At 63.6% G+C, this 17968-nt stretch carries 16 protein-coding genes; 6 read left to right on the top strand and 10 right to left on the bottom strand.

Going from position 1 to position 17968, the window contains the following annotated elements; all coding sequences use genetic code 11:
* Positions 1-73 precede the first annotated feature (73 nt).
* A complete protein-coding gene (locus M3484_RS03945) occupies positions 74-319 on the bottom strand; it encodes a hypothetical protein (protein WP_249495806.1) in 246 nt (81 codons plus the stop codon).
* A gap of 185 nt (positions 320-504) precedes the next feature.
* Positions 505-1155: a pyrimidine 5'-nucleotidase gene (locus M3484_RS03940; protein ID WP_249495805.1), complete on the bottom strand. Its 651-nt coding sequence runs from the start codon at positions 1153-1155 to the stop codon at positions 505-507.
* Positions 1156-1360: 205 nt separating this feature from the next.
* Between M3484_RS03940 and M3484_RS03935 the strand changes: the two genes are divergently transcribed.
* A complete protein-coding gene (locus M3484_RS03935) occupies positions 1361-1996 on the top strand; it encodes a GntR family transcriptional regulator (RefSeq protein WP_092898108.1) in 636 nt (211 codons plus the stop codon).
* 3 nt (positions 1997-1999) lie between these two features.
* Here M3484_RS03935 and M3484_RS03930 read toward each other — a convergent pair whose 3' ends face one another.
* Together M3484_RS03930 and carA are read right to left on the bottom strand one after the other, a co-directional pair.
* Positions 2000-3988, bottom strand: a complete 1989-nt coding sequence (locus tag M3484_RS03930) for a glycosyltransferase (RefSeq protein WP_249495804.1) — start codon at positions 3986-3988, stop codon at positions 2000-2002.
* 106 nt (positions 3989-4094) lie between these two features.
* Positions 4095-5252, bottom strand: a complete 1158-nt coding sequence (gene carA, locus M3484_RS03925) for a glutamine-hydrolyzing carbamoyl-phosphate synthase small subunit (protein ID WP_249495803.1) — start codon at positions 5250-5252, stop codon at positions 4095-4097.
* Positions 5253-5447: 195 nt separating this feature from the next.
* Here carA and M3484_RS03920 point away from each other — a divergent pair, with 195 nt between their 5' ends.
* Positions 5448-5909, top strand: coding sequence for a GatB/YqeY domain-containing protein (locus M3484_RS03920; RefSeq protein ID WP_249495802.1), 462 nt, complete (start codon positions 5448-5450; stop codon positions 5907-5909).
* Between the two features lie 52 nt (positions 5910-5961).
* Here M3484_RS03920 and M3484_RS03915 read toward each other — a convergent pair whose 3' ends face one another.
* The 5 genes from M3484_RS03915 to M3484_RS23570 form a co-directional block, all read right to left on the bottom strand.
* A complete protein-coding gene (locus M3484_RS03915) occupies positions 5962-6474 on the bottom strand; it encodes a DUF2244 domain-containing protein (protein WP_249495801.1) in 513 nt (170 codons plus the stop codon).
* Positions 6475-6597: 123 nt separating this feature from the next.
* On the bottom strand, positions 6598-8268 hold the full coding sequence (gene ctaD / locus M3484_RS03910; protein ID WP_092898100.1) for a cytochrome c oxidase subunit I: 1671 nt from the start codon (positions 8266-8268) through the stop codon (positions 6598-6600).
* 227 nt (positions 8269-8495) lie between these two features.
* Positions 8496-9482 carry a site-specific tyrosine recombinase XerD gene (locus M3484_RS03905; protein WP_249495800.1) on the bottom strand — a complete coding sequence of 329 codons (987 nt, stop codon included), beginning with the start codon at positions 9480-9482 and terminating at the stop codon, positions 8496-8498.
* 4 nt (positions 9483-9486) lie between these two features.
* The gene (locus M3484_RS03900; protein ID WP_249495799.1) at positions 9487-11043 is read right to left on the bottom strand and encodes a hypothetical protein; all 1557 of its coding nucleotides are present in this window, start codon (positions 11041-11043) and stop codon (positions 9487-9489) included.
* Positions 11044-11122: 79 nt separating this feature from the next.
* Positions 11123-11257, bottom strand: a complete 135-nt coding sequence (locus M3484_RS23570; RefSeq protein WP_092898093.1) for a hypothetical protein — start codon at positions 11255-11257, stop codon at positions 11123-11125.
* Positions 11258-11455: 198 nt separating this feature from the next.
* On the opposite strand from M3484_RS23570, the gene M3484_RS03895 reads away from it, so the two are divergent.
* The 4 genes from M3484_RS03895 (at position 11456) to M3484_RS03880 (ending at position 14601) form a co-directional block, all read left to right on the top strand.
* On the top strand, positions 11456-11998 hold the full coding sequence (locus M3484_RS03895) for a shikimate kinase (RefSeq protein WP_092898091.1): 543 nt from the start codon (positions 11456-11458) through the stop codon (positions 11996-11998).
* Between the two features lie 19 nt (positions 11999-12017).
* On the top strand, positions 12018-13130 hold the full coding sequence (gene aroB, locus M3484_RS03890) for a 3-dehydroquinate synthase (RefSeq protein WP_249495798.1): 1113 nt from the start codon (positions 12018-12020) through the stop codon (positions 13128-13130).
* A gap of 66 nt (positions 13131-13196) precedes the next feature.
* Positions 13197-13715 carry a DUF2478 domain-containing protein gene (locus tag M3484_RS03885; protein ID WP_092898087.1) on the top strand — a complete coding sequence of 173 codons (519 nt, stop codon included), beginning with the start codon at positions 13197-13199 and terminating at the stop codon, positions 13713-13715.
* A gap of 493 nt (positions 13716-14208) precedes the next feature.
* On the top strand, positions 14209-14601 hold the full coding sequence (locus M3484_RS03880; RefSeq protein WP_092898085.1) for a Fur family transcriptional regulator: 393 nt from the start codon (positions 14209-14211) through the stop codon (positions 14599-14601).
* A gap of 76 nt (positions 14602-14677) precedes the next feature.
* Here the strand turns inward: M3484_RS03880 and M3484_RS03875 are convergent, their stop codons facing one another.
* A complete protein-coding gene (locus M3484_RS03875; protein WP_249495797.1) occupies positions 14678-17968 on the bottom strand; it encodes an efflux RND transporter permease subunit in 3291 nt (1096 codons plus the stop codon).

Below are 17968 nucleotides of genomic sequence, written 5' to 3'. Positions count from 1 at the left end.
CCAGTCTACGCCTTCGGCCCGCGCGGGGCCAGTGGACAGGATGTCGTCAGGGCGAGTGTTTGCAGGTGATGGATCAGGGCCAGGAGATTGCGATGAAAAAGGCGAACACCACCGGCACCAGGGCCAGCGCCAGCATGGTAAGCGCCGCCATGCCCCAAAGCTTGATCCCAAGCACGAGGCCAAGGATGACCACCGGCAGGAGCCAGAAGAAATTATTCACATCCTGGTCAATCTCGCGCGCGATCCGGCCAATCAGCGGGATACGGCTGATAAGGCTGCGGCGCGCCGGGCGGGCTGTAAGGGTGAGGCTGTCGGACATGGCTGGATCCCTCTGACGGCACTGGCCACCCCGGAGAGGGGGGCGAAAGCCGTATCTTCAATGACTGATTGGGATATACCGCATTTCCACCGGGCTTTCATCCGCGGGACAGGCCGCTGGGGCGGGGCGTGGTGTCGCACTGCGTCAATCTGCCTCGCGTCCCGTCGGCCCCGCCGGGGGCGGGTTCAGCCGGCCGCAAGCCGGTCAAGGAAGTCGCGCAGATCGCCGGTATTGTGATGGATATGGTCCTCAACCAGCGGCTCGGGCGCGACGAGAACGGTTCGCATCCCCATCCGGTGCGGTTCCAGCAGGTTGCGCGGATCATCCTCGAACATCGCACCACGCCCCGGGTCGAACCCGTCAAGCCGGACGATACAGTCAAAGGCATCGCGGCGCGGTTTCGGCAAATAGCCCGCTTCTTCAATGCCATAGATCGCGTCAAACAGGCCGGAAAGGCCGCGCCGTTCCAGCACGCGGGTGGCATAAAGCGTGTCGGCATTGGTGAAAACGATGCGCCGACCCGGAAGCGCGGCGATGCGGCGGGCAAGGGCATTGTCGCGGGAGAGACCCGAGAAATCGATATCATGCACGAAGGCCAGAAAATCTGACGGATCAATATCATGGCCGGACATCAGCCCGGCAAGCGTGGTGCCGTGTTCCTGCCAGTACCCATGGCGCAGCGCATCGGCGCTGGCCTCGTCGAGGCCAAGATTGCGCATCACCCAATCGGTCATCTTGCGCTCGATCTGGGGAAAGAGGCAGGCCCCGGCGGGGTAAAGCGTGTTGTCGAGGTCAAAGACCCAGGTGCTGATATTGCTGAAAGCTTCGTTTGGCATGGGCTTTCTTAGCATGGACGCGGGCGGGATGCAGCCGGAACTTGCGCGCAGTCGCGAGGCTTCGGGACAGGGCGGGCTTGCCTGCCGTCGTTCCCGCCACTAGGGTTCCCGGCCAGGGTTGCGGGGCGTGCGCTTTCTGGGCGGCTGTGTTGGCCCCGGGGCGAGATCATGGTGCCGCGATGATGCGCGAACAGGAGCGGGTCCAGTGCAGAAAGACGCCTATACGCTGATCCTTGAAGCGATCGAAGCGCGTGAATTCCGGCCCGGCGAGCGGCTGGTTGAAAGCGAGCTGGCCGAACGATTCGGGGTCTCGCGGACCCCGGTGCGCGAGGCGTTGCAGCGGCTTGAGACGCAATCGATGCTGAAACGCGACGGGCGCAGCCTGATCGTCGCGACGCTGGATCATAATCAGCTGGCAGAGCTTTACGCGGTCAGGACGGAACTCGAAGGCCTTGCCGCGCGGCTGGCGGCGCGTCACGCGACGGAAGAGGAAATCCGCGTGTTGCAAAGCATGGTCGCCGATGATCGTGCGCTGCTTGGCGGGGACCCGGCAGCGCTCAGCCGCGCGAATAAGCGCTTTCACCGCCAGATCCATCTTGCCAGCCATAACCGGTTTCTGGTGCAGCAACTGGATCTTCTGCACCGTTCGATGGCTTTGATGGCACAGACCTCTTTCGCCGCCGAGGGGCGGGACGGGGTCGCCCTCACGGAACATGAGGCGATTGTGACAGCGATTGCGGCGCGTGACGAAAACAGTGCCTGGACGGCGCTGAAAACCCATATCAGCCGGGCCTTTGAGACGCGTCTGAGGGTTGAGGCGGGCGAGCTGAAACTGCGCTGAACCTCATCCTGAGGGTTTCTTGCGGCAAGCACCGCAGCCGGCCTCTACAGTATCGAAGATCCCATGGCTGGTCTTGTCCCAATAGAACGGGCGGGTGATCAGCTCCCACAGTGCCTTGAGGCCGGCGAAGGTCGCGAGAGGCTGGTATAAATGCAGGGTGAAGACCCAGGATTTCGAGATCCTGTGCCCGGCCTGTTTCAGCGCCAGCCAGCCGAGGGTGAAATCGACCGCCGCAGAGAACAGGAAGGCGCCCAGCATCGCCCAGGTGAGGCCTGCGGGCAGGGCTTCGGCCAAAGGATGCGAAAACCCCAGAGCGATGATCCAGAAGCTCCAGAGCAGCGGCGCCAGCAGTGTTTGCAGCGCGGCGCAGAGGAACATCACCTGAAACCCGAGGAAAGCGCGGGTTCCGACCTCGCGCCAGAGCCTGAGCGGGCTGCGCATATGGACGAGCCAGGTCATCATATGGCCCTTGATCCAGCGCGAGCGCTGCCTGACCCAGGGGAAGGGGCGGCAATTGGCTTCTTCGCGGGTGACCGTTGACAAAAGCCCGGTGCGGTAGCCGGCGCGCGCCAGCCGGATGCCGAGATCGGCATCTTCGGTGACATTATGCGAATCCCAGGCGCCAAGCTCTTCCAGCACATCACGGCGAAAGAACAGCGTCGTCCCCCCGAGCGGCACCATCAGCCCGAGCCGTGCCACGCCAGGCAGAATCAGCCGGAACCAGGCCGCATATTCGATGGTGAACATGCGCGCGATCCAGTTGGTCGCCGGGTTGTAATAATCCAGCACCCCCTGAATGCAGGCGAGACCCGAATCGCTCTGGCGAAAATGGGCGACGACGCGGCGGATCTGATCTGCTTCGGGCGCATCTTCGGCATCATAGACGCCGATAATCGCGCCCTGGCAGTGGTCAAGTGCCACATTCAGCGCGCGTGGCTTTGTCTTAACCCGGCCCGGCGGAACCACAACGATCCGCATCCAGGCCGGCAGGCCGGCGTTTTCCAGCGCGGTGCGGGTCGAATGGTCTTCCGCCTCGACCGCGAGCACCACTTCCAGCAGGTCGCGGGGATAATCGAGCCGGGACAGCCGTCGTATGAGGCGCGGCGCGATATCGCTTTCATGATAGAGTGCAACAAGGAGCGAGACCCCGGGCAGCGGCCCGGCCGCCGGGCAAGGCGGGGGCAGGGGGCGGTGACGCAGGGTGGCGATCGCGCAGACCAGTTTCATCAGCGTCGACAGCACCATCGAGCCAAGCGCCAGAAACAACAGTGAAAGCCCGGTGCTGATCGGGAAATTCGCAACGCTTGCCAGAAGGGCGGCCGCCATTGCGGCGGCGATCAGCCTGACCCCGATCCCGCCCCAGTCGCGGCAGGAGAGAGCCGCCGCCACCCTTGTCTCGGCGGTATGGGCGATCTGTGAGCCGCGCACCAGCATCAGCGCCCGGGCGATGGAAGCGGCAGGCGCCAACGCCATCAGCACCGGGCCGATCTGTGCCTCGATCACCGGGCGCAGCCGGGCGAAAGCCTCGGGTCGCGAAGTCGCGACCACCGTCACTGCCCCGGCGCGCCGTAAGGGCAGAATGCCATGCCGCTGACAGAAACCAGGCCCGAGCAGGTCAATCGCGGCCGCTTCGGGTGCTGGGGACAGCGGATCGACAAACGGTGCACCAAAATGGTCGCGGGCTGCGGCGAGGAGATCATCTTCGGCCAGGGTGCCATGCGGCGGCACGCAATCACCGGCTGCCGAACTGTGCCGTGCCGAAGCCGCAGAGCCGGGTTGTTCGGGCCGGATCAGCCCATGGCGCAGGAGTGCAATCGCGAAGGGATCCGGCCGCGCGTCAGAGCGCGTGGGCCGGTCCTGCGTGACGTCCGCGTGAAGGCCGCAGGGCTGACGAAGGGATCCGTCCCACCGCGCTTTCCGCAGCGTGGCAGTCTCATGCCGCAAGTCCAGGGGCGAGGCGCCACCGATACTGATCAAATGCCGAACCGTCATCGCCCTGCGCATCCCGGATCACTTCCGGGCCCGAGATTGCGCAGGGATCAGTTAACGGGCGGTTAAGCCTGATTGGTCGGGCCCGGAATACTCCGGGCCTGTACTCTCAGACGGAACGGCGCGCATTCATTTCGGCCGCGAAACGCTCGAAGAGATAGTAGCTGTCTTGCGGGCCGGGGCTTGCTTCGGGGTGATACTGCACCGAAAACACCGGGCGGTCTTTGATGGCGATGCCGCAATTGGTGCCGTCGAACAGCGAGACATGGGTCTCGATCACGCCTTCGGGCAGGGTATCGGCATCGACGGTAAAGCCATGATTCATCGAGGTAATCTCGACCTTTCCGGTTGTCAGGTCTTTCACCGGATGGTTGGCGCCGTGATGGCCATGGTTCATCTTGCGGGTCTGGGCGCCAAGCGCCAGCGCCAGCATCTGATGACCGAGGCAGATGCCGAAGACCGGCAGGTCTTTCTCAAGGACGCCCCTGATCATCGGCACGGCATATTCGCCGGTCGCTGCAGGGTCGCCAGGGCCATTCGACAGGAACACGCCATCCGGTTTATGTGCCAGAACATCGTCGGCCGTGGCCGAGGCCGGCAGCACCACGACTTCGCAGCCGGTCGAGGCGAGGCAGCGCAGGATGTTCTTTTTCGCGCCGAAATCGACGGCGACGACTTTCGGGCCCGGGGCCGTGCGTTTGGTATAGCCCTCGGGCCAGGCCCAGCGTTTCTCATCCCAGGTGTAGCTTTGCGGGCAGGTCACGTCTTTTGCCAGATCGAGGCCGACAAGACCTTTCCAGGCGCGGGCCTTTGCCACCAGCGCCTCGACGTCGAACCTGCCTTCCGGGTCATGGGCGAGGGCCACATGCGGGGCGCCCTGCTGGCGAATGGCGCGGGTCAGGCGGCGGGTGTCGATACCGCCAATGCCGATCCGGCCGATCTTTGCCAGCCAGGACCGCAGGTCGCCGGTTGCACGCCAGTTCGAGGGCTCGGTCGGATCCCATTTCACCACCATCCCCGCCGCCGCCGGGGCCACGGTTTCGTCATCCTCGGGCGTGATGCCGGTATTGCCGATATGGGGGAAGGTGAAGGTCACGACCTGGCCCGCATAAGAGGGATCGGTGATGATCTCCTGGTAGCCGGTCATTGCGGTGTTGAAAACGAGCTCTGCCACCGTCTCGCCGGTCGCGCCAAAGCCGTAGCCATAAAAGAGCGTGCCATCCGCCAGCACAAGACAGGCAGTAGGACGGGGTGCTGCATGCGGCATGATTGGCTCCGGAGCGTGAGAGGATTCTGGTGTGCTGGCTAAACGGGCGCAACCTATGCCTCTGCCAGGGCAGGGTCAAGGCTTTGGGGTCTTTGATATTGTTGTGAAAAATCAGTGCCTTGGTTCAAAGGTGGTGACTTGCCGGAATCGGTGCCGCATGGCAGATTAGACGCCGGACCGAGAAGGAGCCCCGCGATGAGCCTGCGCAACAGCCTGAATGAGGCGATGAAAGAGGCGATGAAGGCCCGCGATTCTGCGCGGACCTCGACACTCAGGCTGATCAATGCCGCGATCAAGGATCGTGACATTGCAGCGCGGGGCGAGGGGCGTGGCGATGAGGGCGTCGCGGACAGCGAATTGCTGGCTCTGCTGGGCAAGCTGGTGAAACAGCGCCAGGAATCCGCCCGTATCTATGAGGAAGGCGGCCGGCTGGAGCTGGCTGAAAAGGAACTGGCCGAGGTGAAGGTGATCTCGGAATTCCTGCCGCGCCAGATGGATCCCGAAGAAGCGGCGGCGGTGATTGACCAGACCATCGCAGCGCTTGGCGCGAGTTCGATCCGCGATATGGGCCGTGTGATGGCGGAGCTGAAAGAGAAATACACCGGCCAGATGGATTTCGCGCAGGTTGGTGCCACGATCCGCGCCAGGCTGGCCTGAGGCCAGGTTCCGGGTCGGAGCCAGCTCCGGGTCAGGGCTCAGTTCCCAGAGATCAGGCCCGGTCGGCAGCCCTCACCCGGGCCAGCGCCTCGCGCAGCTCCTGCGCCAGTCTGCGACGCTCTTCGGGGGTGAGGAAGGCGCCGATCTCTACCTCGCGTTCACTGCCGCGCAGGGTCAGGTAATCCGGCACCGGCCCGCTGTTTTCCCCGTCATTCGGACAGAGATGCACGCTGACCCAATAGGGATTGGCCTCCCAGTTCTGGACCCGGCCACGCGGGCCGCGCCGGGTGAGGCTGATATGATCCCGGCTCAGCTGCAGATCTTCGGTGATGCTACGATCGCTCCAGGACCGTTTCAGCGCCAGCCAGATCATCGTCAGTGTGATCAGAAGAAATGGCAGCAGCCCCCAGAAAACCGGCGTCGCAATCACGGAGAGCAGCGGCAGCGCGATCAGCGCGGCAGTGGCGCCGATGAACCAGGCAAAGCCCGGCCGGCTCAGTGCGGAATAGGGCACCAGGTGCAGATGTTCCGGCCCGTCTGCGGGCCTTGACCAGTGATAGGGCATGGCGGATCCGAACTGAACTTATGCCTGATCGTCTGATCTGTCGCATAAACCGCGTCGCCGCCAAAGGCAAAGGCCCCGGAGAAATCTCCGGGGCCTTTTAAGTTTCAGGATTGTCACACCCGCTCAGTGGCTGTGCGAACGGTCCCAGTCCTCACGCTTGGGAAGCGTTTCGAACGTATGCTCCGGCGGCGGGCAGGGCAGGGTCCATTCCAGCGTGTCGGCATATTCGTTCCAGTAGTTGTTCTCGGTCACGCGGCGGCCTGCAAACAGGGTGTAGAACACGATGCCGATGAAGAAGAGGAACGAAGCAAACGAGATGAACGCGCCGATCGAGGAGATGTAGTTCCAGTATTCGAACTGCACCGGGTAGTCGATGTAACGACGCGGCATGCCCTGACGGCCGAGGAAGTGCTGCGGGAAGAAGGTCAGGTTCGCGCCGATGAACATCGCCCAGAAATGCAGCTTGCCTGCGAATTCCGGATATTGGCGGCCCGACATTTTGCCGATCCAGAAATAGACCCCGGCAAAGATCCCGAAGACGGCGCCCAGCGACATCACATAGTGGAAGTGGGCGACGACGTAATAGGTGTCGTGGTAGCCACGGTCCAGCGGTGCCTGCGACAGCACAACCCCGGTCACACCGCCAACGGTGAACAGGAAGAGGAAGCCGAAGGCGAAGAGCATCGGGGTTTTGAATTCCACCGAGCCGCCCCACATGGTTGCGATCCAGCTGAACACCTTGATGCCGGTCGGCACCGCGATGATCATGGTCGCCATCATGAAGTAGCTTTGCTGCGAGAGCGACATGCCGACGGTATACATGTGGTGCGCCCAGACGACGAAGCCCAGAACACCGATCCCGACCATCGCATAGACCATCGGCAGATAGCCGAAGACCGGCTTTTTCGCGAAGGTCGCCACAACCTGGCTGATGATGCCGAAGGCCGGGAGCACGATGATGTACACTTCCGGGTGGCCGAAGAACCACAGGATATGCTGGTAAAGGATCGGGTCGCCGCCACCTTCGGGCACGAAGAACGATGTGCCGAAGTTACGGTCGGTCAGCAGCATGGTGATTGCACCAGCCAGAACCGGCAGCGCCAGCAGGATCAGCCAGGCGGTCACAAAGACCGACCAGGCGAACAGCGGCACCTTATGCATGGTCATGCCAGGCGCGCGCATGTTGAGGAAGGTGGTGATGATGTTGATCGAGCCGACGATCGAGGAAGCCCCCGACAGGTGAACAGCGAAGATCGCCAGATCCATCGAGAAACCGGCTTCTTTTTCCGAAAGCGGCGGGTAAAGCACCCAGCCCACGCCCGATCCCGGCTGCCCGTCACCGCCCGGCGCAAAGAGCGAGGCCACGGCCAGCGCGGTCCCTGCAACATAGAGCCAGTAGGAGAGGTTGTTCATGCGCGGGAAAGCCATATCCGGCGCGCCGATCTGCAGCGGCATGAAATAGTTGCCGAAACCGCCGAACAGCGCCGGAATCACCACGAAGAACATCATCAGGATGCCATGCGCGGTGACGGTCACGTTCCACAGATGGCCGTTCGGAGTACATTCTCCGGGCGCCGCTGCGGTCAGACGCATTCCTTCGGCGCACATATACTGTACGCCCGGCTCCATCAGCTCCATCCGCATATAGACGGTGAAGATGACCGAGATCAGCCCGACGATTGCCGCCGTGAACAGATAGAGAATCCCGATATCTTTGTGGTTGGTGGACATAAACCAGCGGACGAAAAATCCGCGCTTGTCATGGTCATGCCCGTGGATGGCTGCATCCGCCATAGGCGTCTCCCGCTATTGCACTTCGGCCCCACGCCCGGGCTTACGCCAGTGGCTGGGGCCTCATTCCCTTGCTGATCCGTGTTTAGCGGGCGCGGCGAAGGGCCGCAACGATGAATTGATCAGGATCAAATTCGCCAGGAGGCAGGGCCCGGCCTGTGGCACGAACACACTGAAGTGCCGGATTTTCGTGTCTCAGCCGGGGCGCGCAGGGGGATGACCCGCTCGGATCAGCCAGGTTTTCCCGGCAGTTTCGCCAGCGGATGGTGATTATAGACGAGGTCTTTCAGCTCATCTTCCAGCACATGGGTATAGATCTCGGTGGTGCCCAGATCGGCATGACCCAAAAGCGTCTGGATCACCCGCAGATCGGCGCCACCAGCGAGAAGATGCGTCGCGAAAGCGTGGCGCAGCACATGCGGGGTGACCTTTGCCGGCGAGATCCCGGCGGCAACCGCCATGGCCTTGATCAGCACGAAAAAGCTTTGCCGGGTCATATGCCCGTCTGCGCCACTGCCCGGAAAGAGGTATTTCGATACGGGCTGGCCTGCGGCTTTCTGTGCGGCCTCGCGCGCATCCAGCGCGGTCAGCCAGTCCGCAACCGCCGCGCGCGCCGGGGGCGAGAGCGGCACCATCCGTTCTTTATCGCCCTTGCCGCGGACAAGGATCATCGCCGGATTGCCGCGCACTGCCGCCTGGGACAGGGTCACCAGCTCGCTGACCCGCATGCCGGTGGCGTAAAGCAGCTCCATCAGGGCTGTGTTGCGCAGCCGGTCTGCCGGGCTGCGGCCATGTCCGGCTGCGGCATCCAGCAGCCGGGTGATCTCTTCGACCGAAAGCGTCTTCGGCAGGCTTTTCGATTTGCCGGGGCCGGAAATCCGCAGCCCGGGATTGTCCTCGCGCCAGCCTTCCTCAAAAGCGAAACGGTAGAGCTGGCGAATCGACGAGAGCCGCCGCGCGCGTGTTGCGGCCGAAAGCCCCTGGGCGTCGCAATGGACCAGATAGGCCTCGATGGTCATACGGTCGAGCGTCGCGATATCATGACCCTCAGCCGCGACCCATTCGGCGAAATCCCTGAGGTCGCGGCCATAGGCAAGGCTGGTATTGCGCGCCGCGCCAGCTTCGGCTGCGATGGCATCGAGAAAGGTCGAGATCCAGCGCCAGGCCGGATTGACCGGCGGTTTCCCCCCTTTTGTGCCAGCTGTCGGGCCTGTCATCGGCTCAGCCCCGCCGCTCGAGGATCATCAGCTCCAGCGCGGTGCGGCGGGCGACATTTTCCAGCTTCACCTTGCGCAGCAGTGACAGACCGCGTGTCACCCCCGAAACATTGCCGTCAACGCCACGCTGGATGTCTTCAATCGCCAGCAAAATCGCCTCGCCAAGCCGCATCCCTTCCAGAAGCATACGCGCCTCGTCGGAGATTTCCGGCGTCAGGAAGGCCGGGGCGATGGCGCGGCCCATCATATCCGGCGCACGCAGCCCGGTAATATCGCCAAGCGCCAGCCCTGTCAGGAAGATCTCGGTCTCGTCCAGCGCCTTATGCGTGCTGGCGATGGCCTCGTATTGCGGCGACAGCAATCCGATGCGAAAGGCGATCCGCGCGACATCCGGCGGCAGATCCAGCGCCGCCAGGGGGGGGCCGTAAAGCGAGGCGAAGGGCACTTCGAGTTCGGCTTCCTGCATCCTCGCCCAGACCGGCGGCAATGTCGCTGCAATCCGGGTCTTGTCTTTCGACTGCATCGCCGCATCGAAGGCCTGGAACGCATCGACCCGGTCCCAGACCCCGCCCGACGCCGCCGCGTCGCGTTCGGTATAAAGCCCGAGCAGGACATTGGGGGCGATGGTGCCGGCGCGGGTCAGCCGCTCGGCCGCCTCGATCTGGGCCTTCCAGCCCGATTGTGGTCCGATCTCGGCATAGGCGAAGGCAATGGGCATCCGCCCCGTGGGCATGGTCTCGCCAATCGCTTCGTAAAGCTTCCAGTCCAGCGGTGTCACCGGGCTGGGCGGCGGTGGCACGGCATCGGCCTCGAAAAGATCGGGGTCAAGAAAGCGCGACAACAGCGCGGTCTGCGCCTTGTCGACATCGCCAAGCTTATCGGCACTGGTCAGGGTCAGCGCGGCCGCATCCCATTCCCCGCCACGGGCGAGGCAAAAGACATGGGCGGGGAGTGTCGGCGCCAGACCCGGGGCTTTTTGCATCCTCTCGCAGGCCTTGTCCTCGCGCCCGGTCAGGATCGCGATGTCGAAGGCGCGGCGGAACAGATCGGGCGTCCCATCCCCTGCAATGTCGATCAGCGCCGCTGCCTGTTCCAGCGCGCCGATCTGCAAAAGCTTGTCGATCCGGGCCAGAAGCAGGCGCCCGTCATTGCCGGCGTCAATCGGCGGATCGGCTTCGGCCAGCAACATGGTCAGGAAAAGCTGGCGGAGCGCCGGCAGGCTTTCCATCCGGTCGCGGATCACGGCGCGGGCAATCTCATCCGAGAGGCCCGCGCCCCAGAGATTGCGCGGCAGGCCCGAGACCGCCGGGGAAATCAGCCCGACGGAATCGGGCGAGGGGATATCGAGCGAGGTTGACGACACCGTCACCGGCAGCGCGCCTTCGCTGGTCACCGGTGGCTCGATGGTCTTGACCGGACCGGCAGGTTTGCCTGCTTTGCCCGCGCCCGGCGTGCTGACTGATTGTGACAGCCAGTCGATCGCCGACAGCGGATCATCACCGGCCGCAAAAGCCGGAGCGCTGCCCATGCTGCAGGCGAGGCCAACGACCCCCGACGCCATCAGCCGGCGCAGAGCCCTCCCGGCGCCGGGATGCGGCGCAGATCGGGAAATCGCCCGCGGCAGCAGCGCGCAAAAGCGATCAACTCGCATCCAGCACCACAGGTTTTGTCACTTCGGCCGGTGTCGGTGTCATATCGACGAGATAGGCATAGGCGGCCAGCGCCGCAAAGCCGAGAATCGCCAGAACCAGCAATGCCTTGATAATCCGCCCCATAAACCAGTCCCTTTGTATTCGCCTGTCTCAGCGCTGCCTCGCGGACAGGAAATTCCTGCCGATCCGGTCCTTTTCCTGCCTGATCGTCTGCCCGCCTGGTGAATATATATGGCTTTCCGGCCAAGATCACGCCATTGGAGAACGAAAAGCGCGGCGGCTTACCGTGATCCCCGCCGCGTTCACGCGATGGTGAAGGCAATGTATCGACTGAAAAAGACCGTCGCCATGGTCGGTATGATGGGGGCGGGGAAAACCGCCGTCGGAACGGCGCTGGCGAAACTGCTGAAAGTGCCCTTTGTCGATTCGGATGAGGAAATCGTCAAAGCAGCGGATCGCAGCATTGCCGAGATCTTTGACCGCGATGGCGAGCCGTTCTTTCGCGACCGCGAATTCGAGGTGATCGGCAGGCTGTTGCGCGGCCGCCCGGCGGTGCTCTCGACCGGGGGCGGCGCCTTTCTGGCTGTCCGCAACCGCGACCAGATTGCGGAACACGGGATCTCGGTCTGGCTGAAGGCCGAGCCCGAAGTCCTGTGGCAGCGCGTGCGGCACAAGACGACGCGGCCCCTGCTGCGCACCGCCAATCCGCGCCAGACGCTTATGGAGCTTTGTGCCGCGCGCGAGCCGTCTTACCGGCTTGCCGATCTGGAAGTGGATTCGGCGGCCGGCCTTTCGGTCGAACAGATGGCGGCGCGGGTCGTCGGGGCGCTGGTGACGCGCCCCGATGTGCTGGAAGAACTCTGACGGGAATCCGGAGAAGAACATGTTGAATATTGTGCCGGTCAATCTGGGCGAGCGCTCCTATGAGGTTCGGATCGGCTCTGGTCTGATCGATAATGCAGGTTCGGCAATCCTGCCGATGCTGCGCAGAAAGAAGCTGGCCGTGGTCACCGATGAGACGGTCGGCGCGCTGCATCTGGAACGGCTAAGGGCCGGTCTTGCCATTATCGGCATTGAAATGTCCCATATGGCACTGCCGGCGGGCGAGGCGACCAAGTCCTGGAGCTCTCTGTCGCAGACCGTCGAATGGCTGCTGGAGCAAAAGGTCGAGCGCAAAGATGTCGTGGTCGCTTTTGGCGGCGGTGTGATCGGGGATCTCGTCGGTTTCGCTGCGGCCGTGCTGCGTCGCGGCGTTCGATTCGTGCAGATCCCGACCTCGCTGCTCGCCCAGGTCGACAGTTCGGTCGGCGGCAAGACCGGGATCAACACGCCCCAGGGCAAGAACCTGGTCGGCGCCTTTCACCAGCCCTCGCTGGTGCTCGCTGATATCGGTGTGCTGGAAACGCTGACACCGCGCGACTTTCTGGCCGGCTATGGCGAAGTGGTGAAATACGGCCTTCTAGGGGATCCGCTGTTCTTTGACTGGCTGGAAACTGAGGGACCGGCGCTGGCGCGCGGTGACCGCGAGGCGCGGCTGAAGGCGGTGACGCGTTCGGTCGAGATGAAGGCCGGGATCGTCGAACGCGACGAGACCGAAGAAGGCGAGCGCGCGCTTCTGAACCTCGGCCATACGTTCTGTCACGCGCTGGAAAACGCGACCGGTTATTCCGGCCGTCTTTTGCATGGCGAGGGCGTGGCCATCGGCTGCGCGCTGGCATTCGAGCTGTCGCAGCGGCTTGGGCTTTGCGCCCAGGAGGCGCCGAGCCGGGTTCGCGCCCATCTCAAAGCGATGGGGATGAAGACCGATCTGGCTGATATCGAAGGCGATCTTCCCGATGCCGAGGGGCTTTTGCGCCTGATGGGCCAGGACAAGAAAGTGGTCGACGGCAAGCTGCGCTTCATTCTTGCGCGCGGCATTGGCGAGGCTTTAGTGGCCGATGATGTGCCGCCGGATATGGTGCTTTCGGTGCTGCGGGACGCGCTGGTGCGGCGCTGAGGCTTTACCTGCCAGAAAGGTTCGATATAATTGTTGAAACATAACGCATCGACCTGAGAGGCTGCCATGAAGCTCGGCTATATTTCTGCTGGCCCCGAGGGCGAGACCGACCTCCTGCTCCAGGACGTTGCGCGCCGCCTGAGCGCGCATGGTCTGACCCCGGCGGGCACGGTGCAGATCAATACGCTGCGCCCGGGGCGCACGAAAAGCGACATGGATCTCTGGGTTTTGCCCGAAGGGCCGCAGATCCGCATCAGCCTTGACCGCGGTGACGCGGCGACCGGCTGCCGGCTCGACACGTCGGCGCTGGAAGAGGCGGCAGTGATCGTGGCGCAGCGGCTTGGCGCGGCGGATGTGCTGATGGTCAATAAATTCGGCAAGCAGGAGGCCGACGGCCATGGTCTCGCCGATTCCGTGGCCGAGGCGCTTGGGGATGGCAAGCCCGTGCTCTGCGGCATGGCGGATCACTTCCTCGAAGGCTTCCTGAACTACGCCGCCGGCCATGCCGAGGAATTGCCCCGCGATGCCGATCAGGTTTTCGCCTGGGTGCTGGAAGCGCATCAGGCCCGGCTCGCAACCGTCTGAGCTGAGCTGGTCTGGGAAGGTCAGGGCAGATCCGACCTTTGCCCGGGGGAACGGCGACTTCGCCTCGGGGGCTGACACTCCGATACGGCTCTTTACCCGCGCCCGCCATGATAAGGCGCCACGGCCGCCGGTCGGCGACCGGCGCGATCCGGGCCAGGTGCTGCAAGGCAGAATGCCGCAGCCTGACATGACGCAATCCAGTCCTCTGCCGCGGTAGGGCTCCAGACGGCGGATGTAACGCTTGCAGAGGCTGATCCGCTGGTGATCCTGATGGCATTCGCCTTTCGGCCAATGTCGGTATGGTCTTCAGCTGGTTCCCGACTTTGCGCAGGGTGCGGATGGATTCGATCGAGGCGCTCAGGTATCAATAGCGGCGGCTATGTGCCCAGGAGGCGAGGAAGCTGTGGATGGATTCTCAACTGCGGTTTCCATCTGAGAACGGACATGGTAAGGTCCTGGCATGAAAGCAAAACACTCCGATCAGGCAGCAAGAATGACCCAGGCGCTCCGCGATGGCGGGGTGCGGGTGACCCGGCAGCGCGAGGCGCTGGTCCGGGTCCTGACCGAATCCGCCGATCACCCGGATGCAACCGAGCTGCACCGCCGCGCGCAGGTGATCGATGACACGGTGTCTTTGGCGACCGTGTACCGGACGCTGACGGTGCTGGAGCGCGAGGGCGTGATCCATCGCCATTCATTTGAGAACGGCTCGGCCCGGTTCGAAGTGGCGGCGCAGGGGCATCACGATCATATCCTTGATCTCGACAGTGGCGAAATCATCGAATTCCACAGCGAAAAGATCGAGGACCTGCAGCGCCGGATTGCGGCCGAGATGGGCTACGAGATCGTCCATCACCGGCTGGAGCTTTACTGCCGCAAAGTGTGAGGGGCCAGCGAGGCTGGGGGCGCTGACCCCCACGGCCATCGGCCTCCCGTCGAAATACCTGGGTCAGGAAGAACAGTTATTCGGCGGCGTGGCTGCGGTGTCGTGCCGGGGTGAGGCTGTCGAGCCTTTTGCTGAGGGTTTCGATGCGGGCGGCAAGTTCTTCGGCTGGTGGGGCCTCCGGTTCGCGCTCCGGGCTGCCGATCAGGCGGCCGAAGATCCAGGCGAAGAGGCGCGAGATATCGTCCATGATCAGGTAGAAGGCCGGCACGATCACGAGGCTGAGGACCGTTGAGACGATGATGCCGCCGGTGACTGCGATGGCCATCGGTGCGCGGAAGGTTCCGCCTTCGCCCACGCCAAGCGCCGAAGGCAACATCCCTGCCGACATCGCGATCGAGGTCATGACGATGGGGCGGGCACGCTTATGGCCGGCCTCGACCACGGCGGCGATCCGCTCCATGCCGCGCGCGCGCATCTCGATGGCGAAATCGATCAGCAGGATGGCGTTTTTCGTGACAATCCCCATCAGCATCAGAATGCCGATCAGCACCGGCATCGAGACCGGGTTATTGGTGATGATCAGGGCGATGGCGACGCCTCCGACCGAGAGGAGCAGCGAGGCGAGAATGGTGATCGGCTGAATGACCGAGCGGAACAGAAGGATCAGCACTGACAGGACCAGCATCAGCCCCATGATCATAGCATTGGCGAAACTGTCGAGAAGTTCGGCCTGGATCTCGGCATCGCCCGAGGGGCGCAGGATGACGCCTTCGGGCAGATCAAGCGCCGCAGTGACCGCGTCGAACTGCGCGGTGGCGTCGCCAAGGGCTACGCCGGAGGCGAGGTCGGCGCCGATCTGCGCGACCCGGAGCCGGTTCAGCCGTTTGATCTGCGCCGGACCCTGCGAGATGGAGATATCGGCGACCGAGGCCAGCGGCACCAGAATGCCGGTGGCAGTCTGAACCTTCAGCGCGGCCAGCCGGTCCGGATCGCCGCGCGCCTCGTCATTCAGCCGCACCCGGATCGGGATCAGGCGATTGTCGATCGAGAGTTTCGCAAGCGCCGCATCGAAATCGCCGATGGTCGCGGTGCGCAGGGTGGCCGCAATGGCGCCGGTGGTAACGCCAAGCCGCGCGGCCTCGTCAAGGCGGGGGGTGACGCGGATCTCTGGCCGGGGCAGAGTGGCCTCGGTTGAGACATTCATCAGGAGCGGCTCGCCGGTCAGCGCGCTTTCCAGCTGTTCGATGGCCTTGTTCAGCGCATCGGCGTCCGGCGAGAGGATGTCATAGGCGAGGGGGCGGCCGCCCGGTCCTCCGGGGCCCCCGAGCTTGAAGGCGCGGATATCGGGAAGAGTGGCAAGACGGGCAAAGACTTCGGCCTCGATCACGTCCTGGGGGCGGGTGCGGGTGTCAGAAGGCGGCAATGTGGCCCAGGACCCGATCAGCGGCAGCTGGCCCATCACATCTGAGAGCCTTCGCAGGAGGCTGACATCGCGGCGTTCCAGCAGCACGGTGATGGTGGCGCGGCGCAGTTCGCGGTCGCCCAGAGGCGATGCGCCGCCGGTGACGAGGATATGTTCGATGCCTTCGGTCCGGGCGATGGCGGCGCGCATCTCGTCGGTCACGCGGTCGGTTTCTGCGAGACCCGAGCCGGGCGGCAGTTCGACCGAAATGGTGAAGCGGCTTTCGTCATCGGGCGGGAAGAGGTTGCCGGGAATCCGTGACATGGCGATCACCGATCCGGTCACCAGCACGATGGCAAAGATCAGGGTCAGGTAGCGGGCGAGAAAGCGCCAGCGGCCCATGCGGGCAGGGCCGGTGCTCAGCCTTACAAGCCGCATATAGAAACGCATCACCGGACCATCCCGATGGTCATCTGTATGGCCGTCGGCATCTTTCGGGCGCATGATATAGGCCGACATCATCGGTGTGATCAGCCTGGCAACCAGCAGCGAGAAGAACACCGCAACCGCGACCGTCAGCCCGAATTGCATGAAATACTGTCCGGGAATGCCGGGCATAAACGAGACCGGCACGAAAACCGCGATGATCGTCGCAGAGGTAGAAATCACCGCCAGACCGATCTCATCCGCCGCATCAATCGAGGCGCGCCAGGGCGATTTTCCCATCCGCATATGCCGCGCGATATTCTCGATTTCGACAATCGCATCATCGACGAGGATCCCGGTCGCCAGCGTCAGCGCGAGGAATGACAGAAGATTCAGCGAAAAGCCGATCATATCCATCACAAGGAAGGTCGGCACCGCCGACAGGGGCAGCGCGACGGCGGCGATAAAGGTCGCGCGCCAGTTCCTGAGAAAAACCAGCACGACCAGAACCGCAAGGATCGACCCCTCGATCAGCGTATCAAGCGCGGCCTGGTAATTGCCCTGGGTATAATAGACCTGATCGTCGATCAGGGAAATCTGCACCTCCGGGTGATCAGCACGCACCCTGGTCAGTGCCTCGGCCACAGTGGCCGCAACCGAGACCTCGGATGCGCCTTTCGAGCGGTAGACCGCCAGCGCCACCACCGGATTGCCGTCCTGGCGCACAAAGCTCTGCGGATCGCTGTAACCGTCGCGGACCTCGCCCAGATCGGAAAGGCGGACGAAACGGCCATTCGGCAGCGCGATGGTCGCATCCGCCAGCCCCTGTACCGTCTGCTGGTTCCCCAGGGTGCGGATCGCCTGTTCGCCACCGCCAAATTCGGTCTTGCCCGATCCGAGATCGGCATTGGTCTGCGCAAGCTGCTGGCTGACCGCAAGCGCAGTGATGCCGTAGCTGCCGAGACGCAGAGGGTCGAGATCGACGCGGATCTCGCGGTCGACCCCGCCATAGCGGCTGACCTGGCCCACGCCGGGCCGGCCCTGCAAGGCGCGGGTCAGCGTGTCATCGGTGAACCATGACAATTCCTCGATGGTCATGGCCGGGGAGGAAACCGCGAAGGTCTGGATCGCCTGGCCCTCGACATCGACTTTGGTGACGATGGGGGTCTCGACATCGGCCGGCAGATCGCCGGTGATGCGGTCAATCGCATCCTTGACGTCCTGGACCGCCGTTTCGGTCGGGATCTCCATACGAAATTCGATCAGCGTGGTCGAAAGCCCGTCCGAGATATTCGAGGTGACATTCTTCACCCCGTTCAGCCCGGCGACGGCATCCTCGATCTCTTTGCTGACCTGGGTTTCCAGCTCTGCGGGTGCGGCGCCGGCCTGGGCGACGGTGACCGAGACCAGCGGCAGGTCGATATTGGGAAAGCGCGTGATCGGCAGCTTGTTGAAGCTTTGCCAGCCAAGCGCCATCAGGAGGACAAAGGCAAGGATCGGCGCGACGGGGTTGCGGATTGCCCAGGCAGAGAAATTCAT

Source organism: Pseudomonas sp. GX19020 (assembly GCF_023371075.1).
In the GTDB taxonomy this organism is placed as follows: domain Bacteria; phylum Pseudomonadota; class Alphaproteobacteria; order Rhodobacterales; family Rhodobacteraceae; genus Pseudogemmobacter.
Note: the sequence above shows the minus strand (reverse complement) of the source record. Positions and strands in the feature narration are given on the sequence as shown.

Coding starts and splice junctions, on each gene's coding strand:
- M3484_RS23570 (WP_092898093.1), bottom strand. CDS start 11,257: ATGGGGCGGATTATCAAGGCATTGCTGGTTCTGGCGATTCTCGGCTTT.
- M3484_RS03905 (WP_249495800.1), bottom strand. CDS start 9,482: ATGACAGGCCCGACAGCTGGCACAAAAGGGGGGAAACCGCCGGTCAAT.
- M3484_RS03915 (WP_249495801.1), bottom strand. CDS start 6,474: ATGCCCTATCACTGGTCAAGGCCCGCAGACGGGCCGGAACATCTGCAC.
- carA (WP_249495803.1), bottom strand. CDS start 5,252: ATGCCGCATGCAGCACCCCGTCCTACTGCCTGTCTTGTGCTGGCGGAT.
- M3484_RS03880 (WP_092898085.1), top strand. CDS start 14,209: ATGACCCAGGCGCTCCGCGATGGCGGGGTGCGGGTGACCCGGCAGCGC.
- M3484_RS03900 (WP_249495799.1), bottom strand. CDS start 11,043: ATGGCGTCGGGGGTCGTTGGCCTCGCCTGCAGCATGGGCAGCGCTCCG.
- M3484_RS03885 (WP_092898087.1), top strand. CDS start 13,197: ATGAAGCTCGGCTATATTTCTGCTGGCCCCGAGGGCGAGACCGACCTC.
- M3484_RS03940 (WP_249495805.1), bottom strand. CDS start 1,155: ATGCCAAACGAAGCTTTCAGCAATATCAGCACCTGGGTCTTTGACCTC.
- M3484_RS03920 (WP_249495802.1), top strand. CDS start 5,448: ATGAGCCTGCGCAACAGCCTGAATGAGGCGATGAAAGAGGCGATGAAG.
- aroB (WP_249495798.1), top strand. CDS start 12,018: ATGTTGAATATTGTGCCGGTCAATCTGGGCGAGCGCTCCTATGAGGTT.
- M3484_RS03945 (WP_249495806.1), bottom strand. CDS start 319: ATGTCCGACAGCCTCACCCTTACAGCCCGCCCGGCGCGCCGCAGCCTT.
- M3484_RS03895 (WP_092898091.1), top strand. CDS start 11,456: ATGTATCGACTGAAAAAGACCGTCGCCATGGTCGGTATGATGGGGGCG.
- ctaD (WP_092898100.1), bottom strand. CDS start 8,268: ATGGCGGATGCAGCCATCCACGGGCATGACCATGACAAGCGCGGATTT.
- M3484_RS03930 (WP_249495804.1), bottom strand. CDS start 3,988: ATGACGGTTCGGCATTTGATCAGTATCGGTGGCGCCTCGCCCCTGGAC.
- M3484_RS03875 (WP_249495797.1), bottom strand. CDS start 17,968: ATGAATTTCTCTGCCTGGGCAATCCGCAACCCCGTCGCGCCGATCCTT.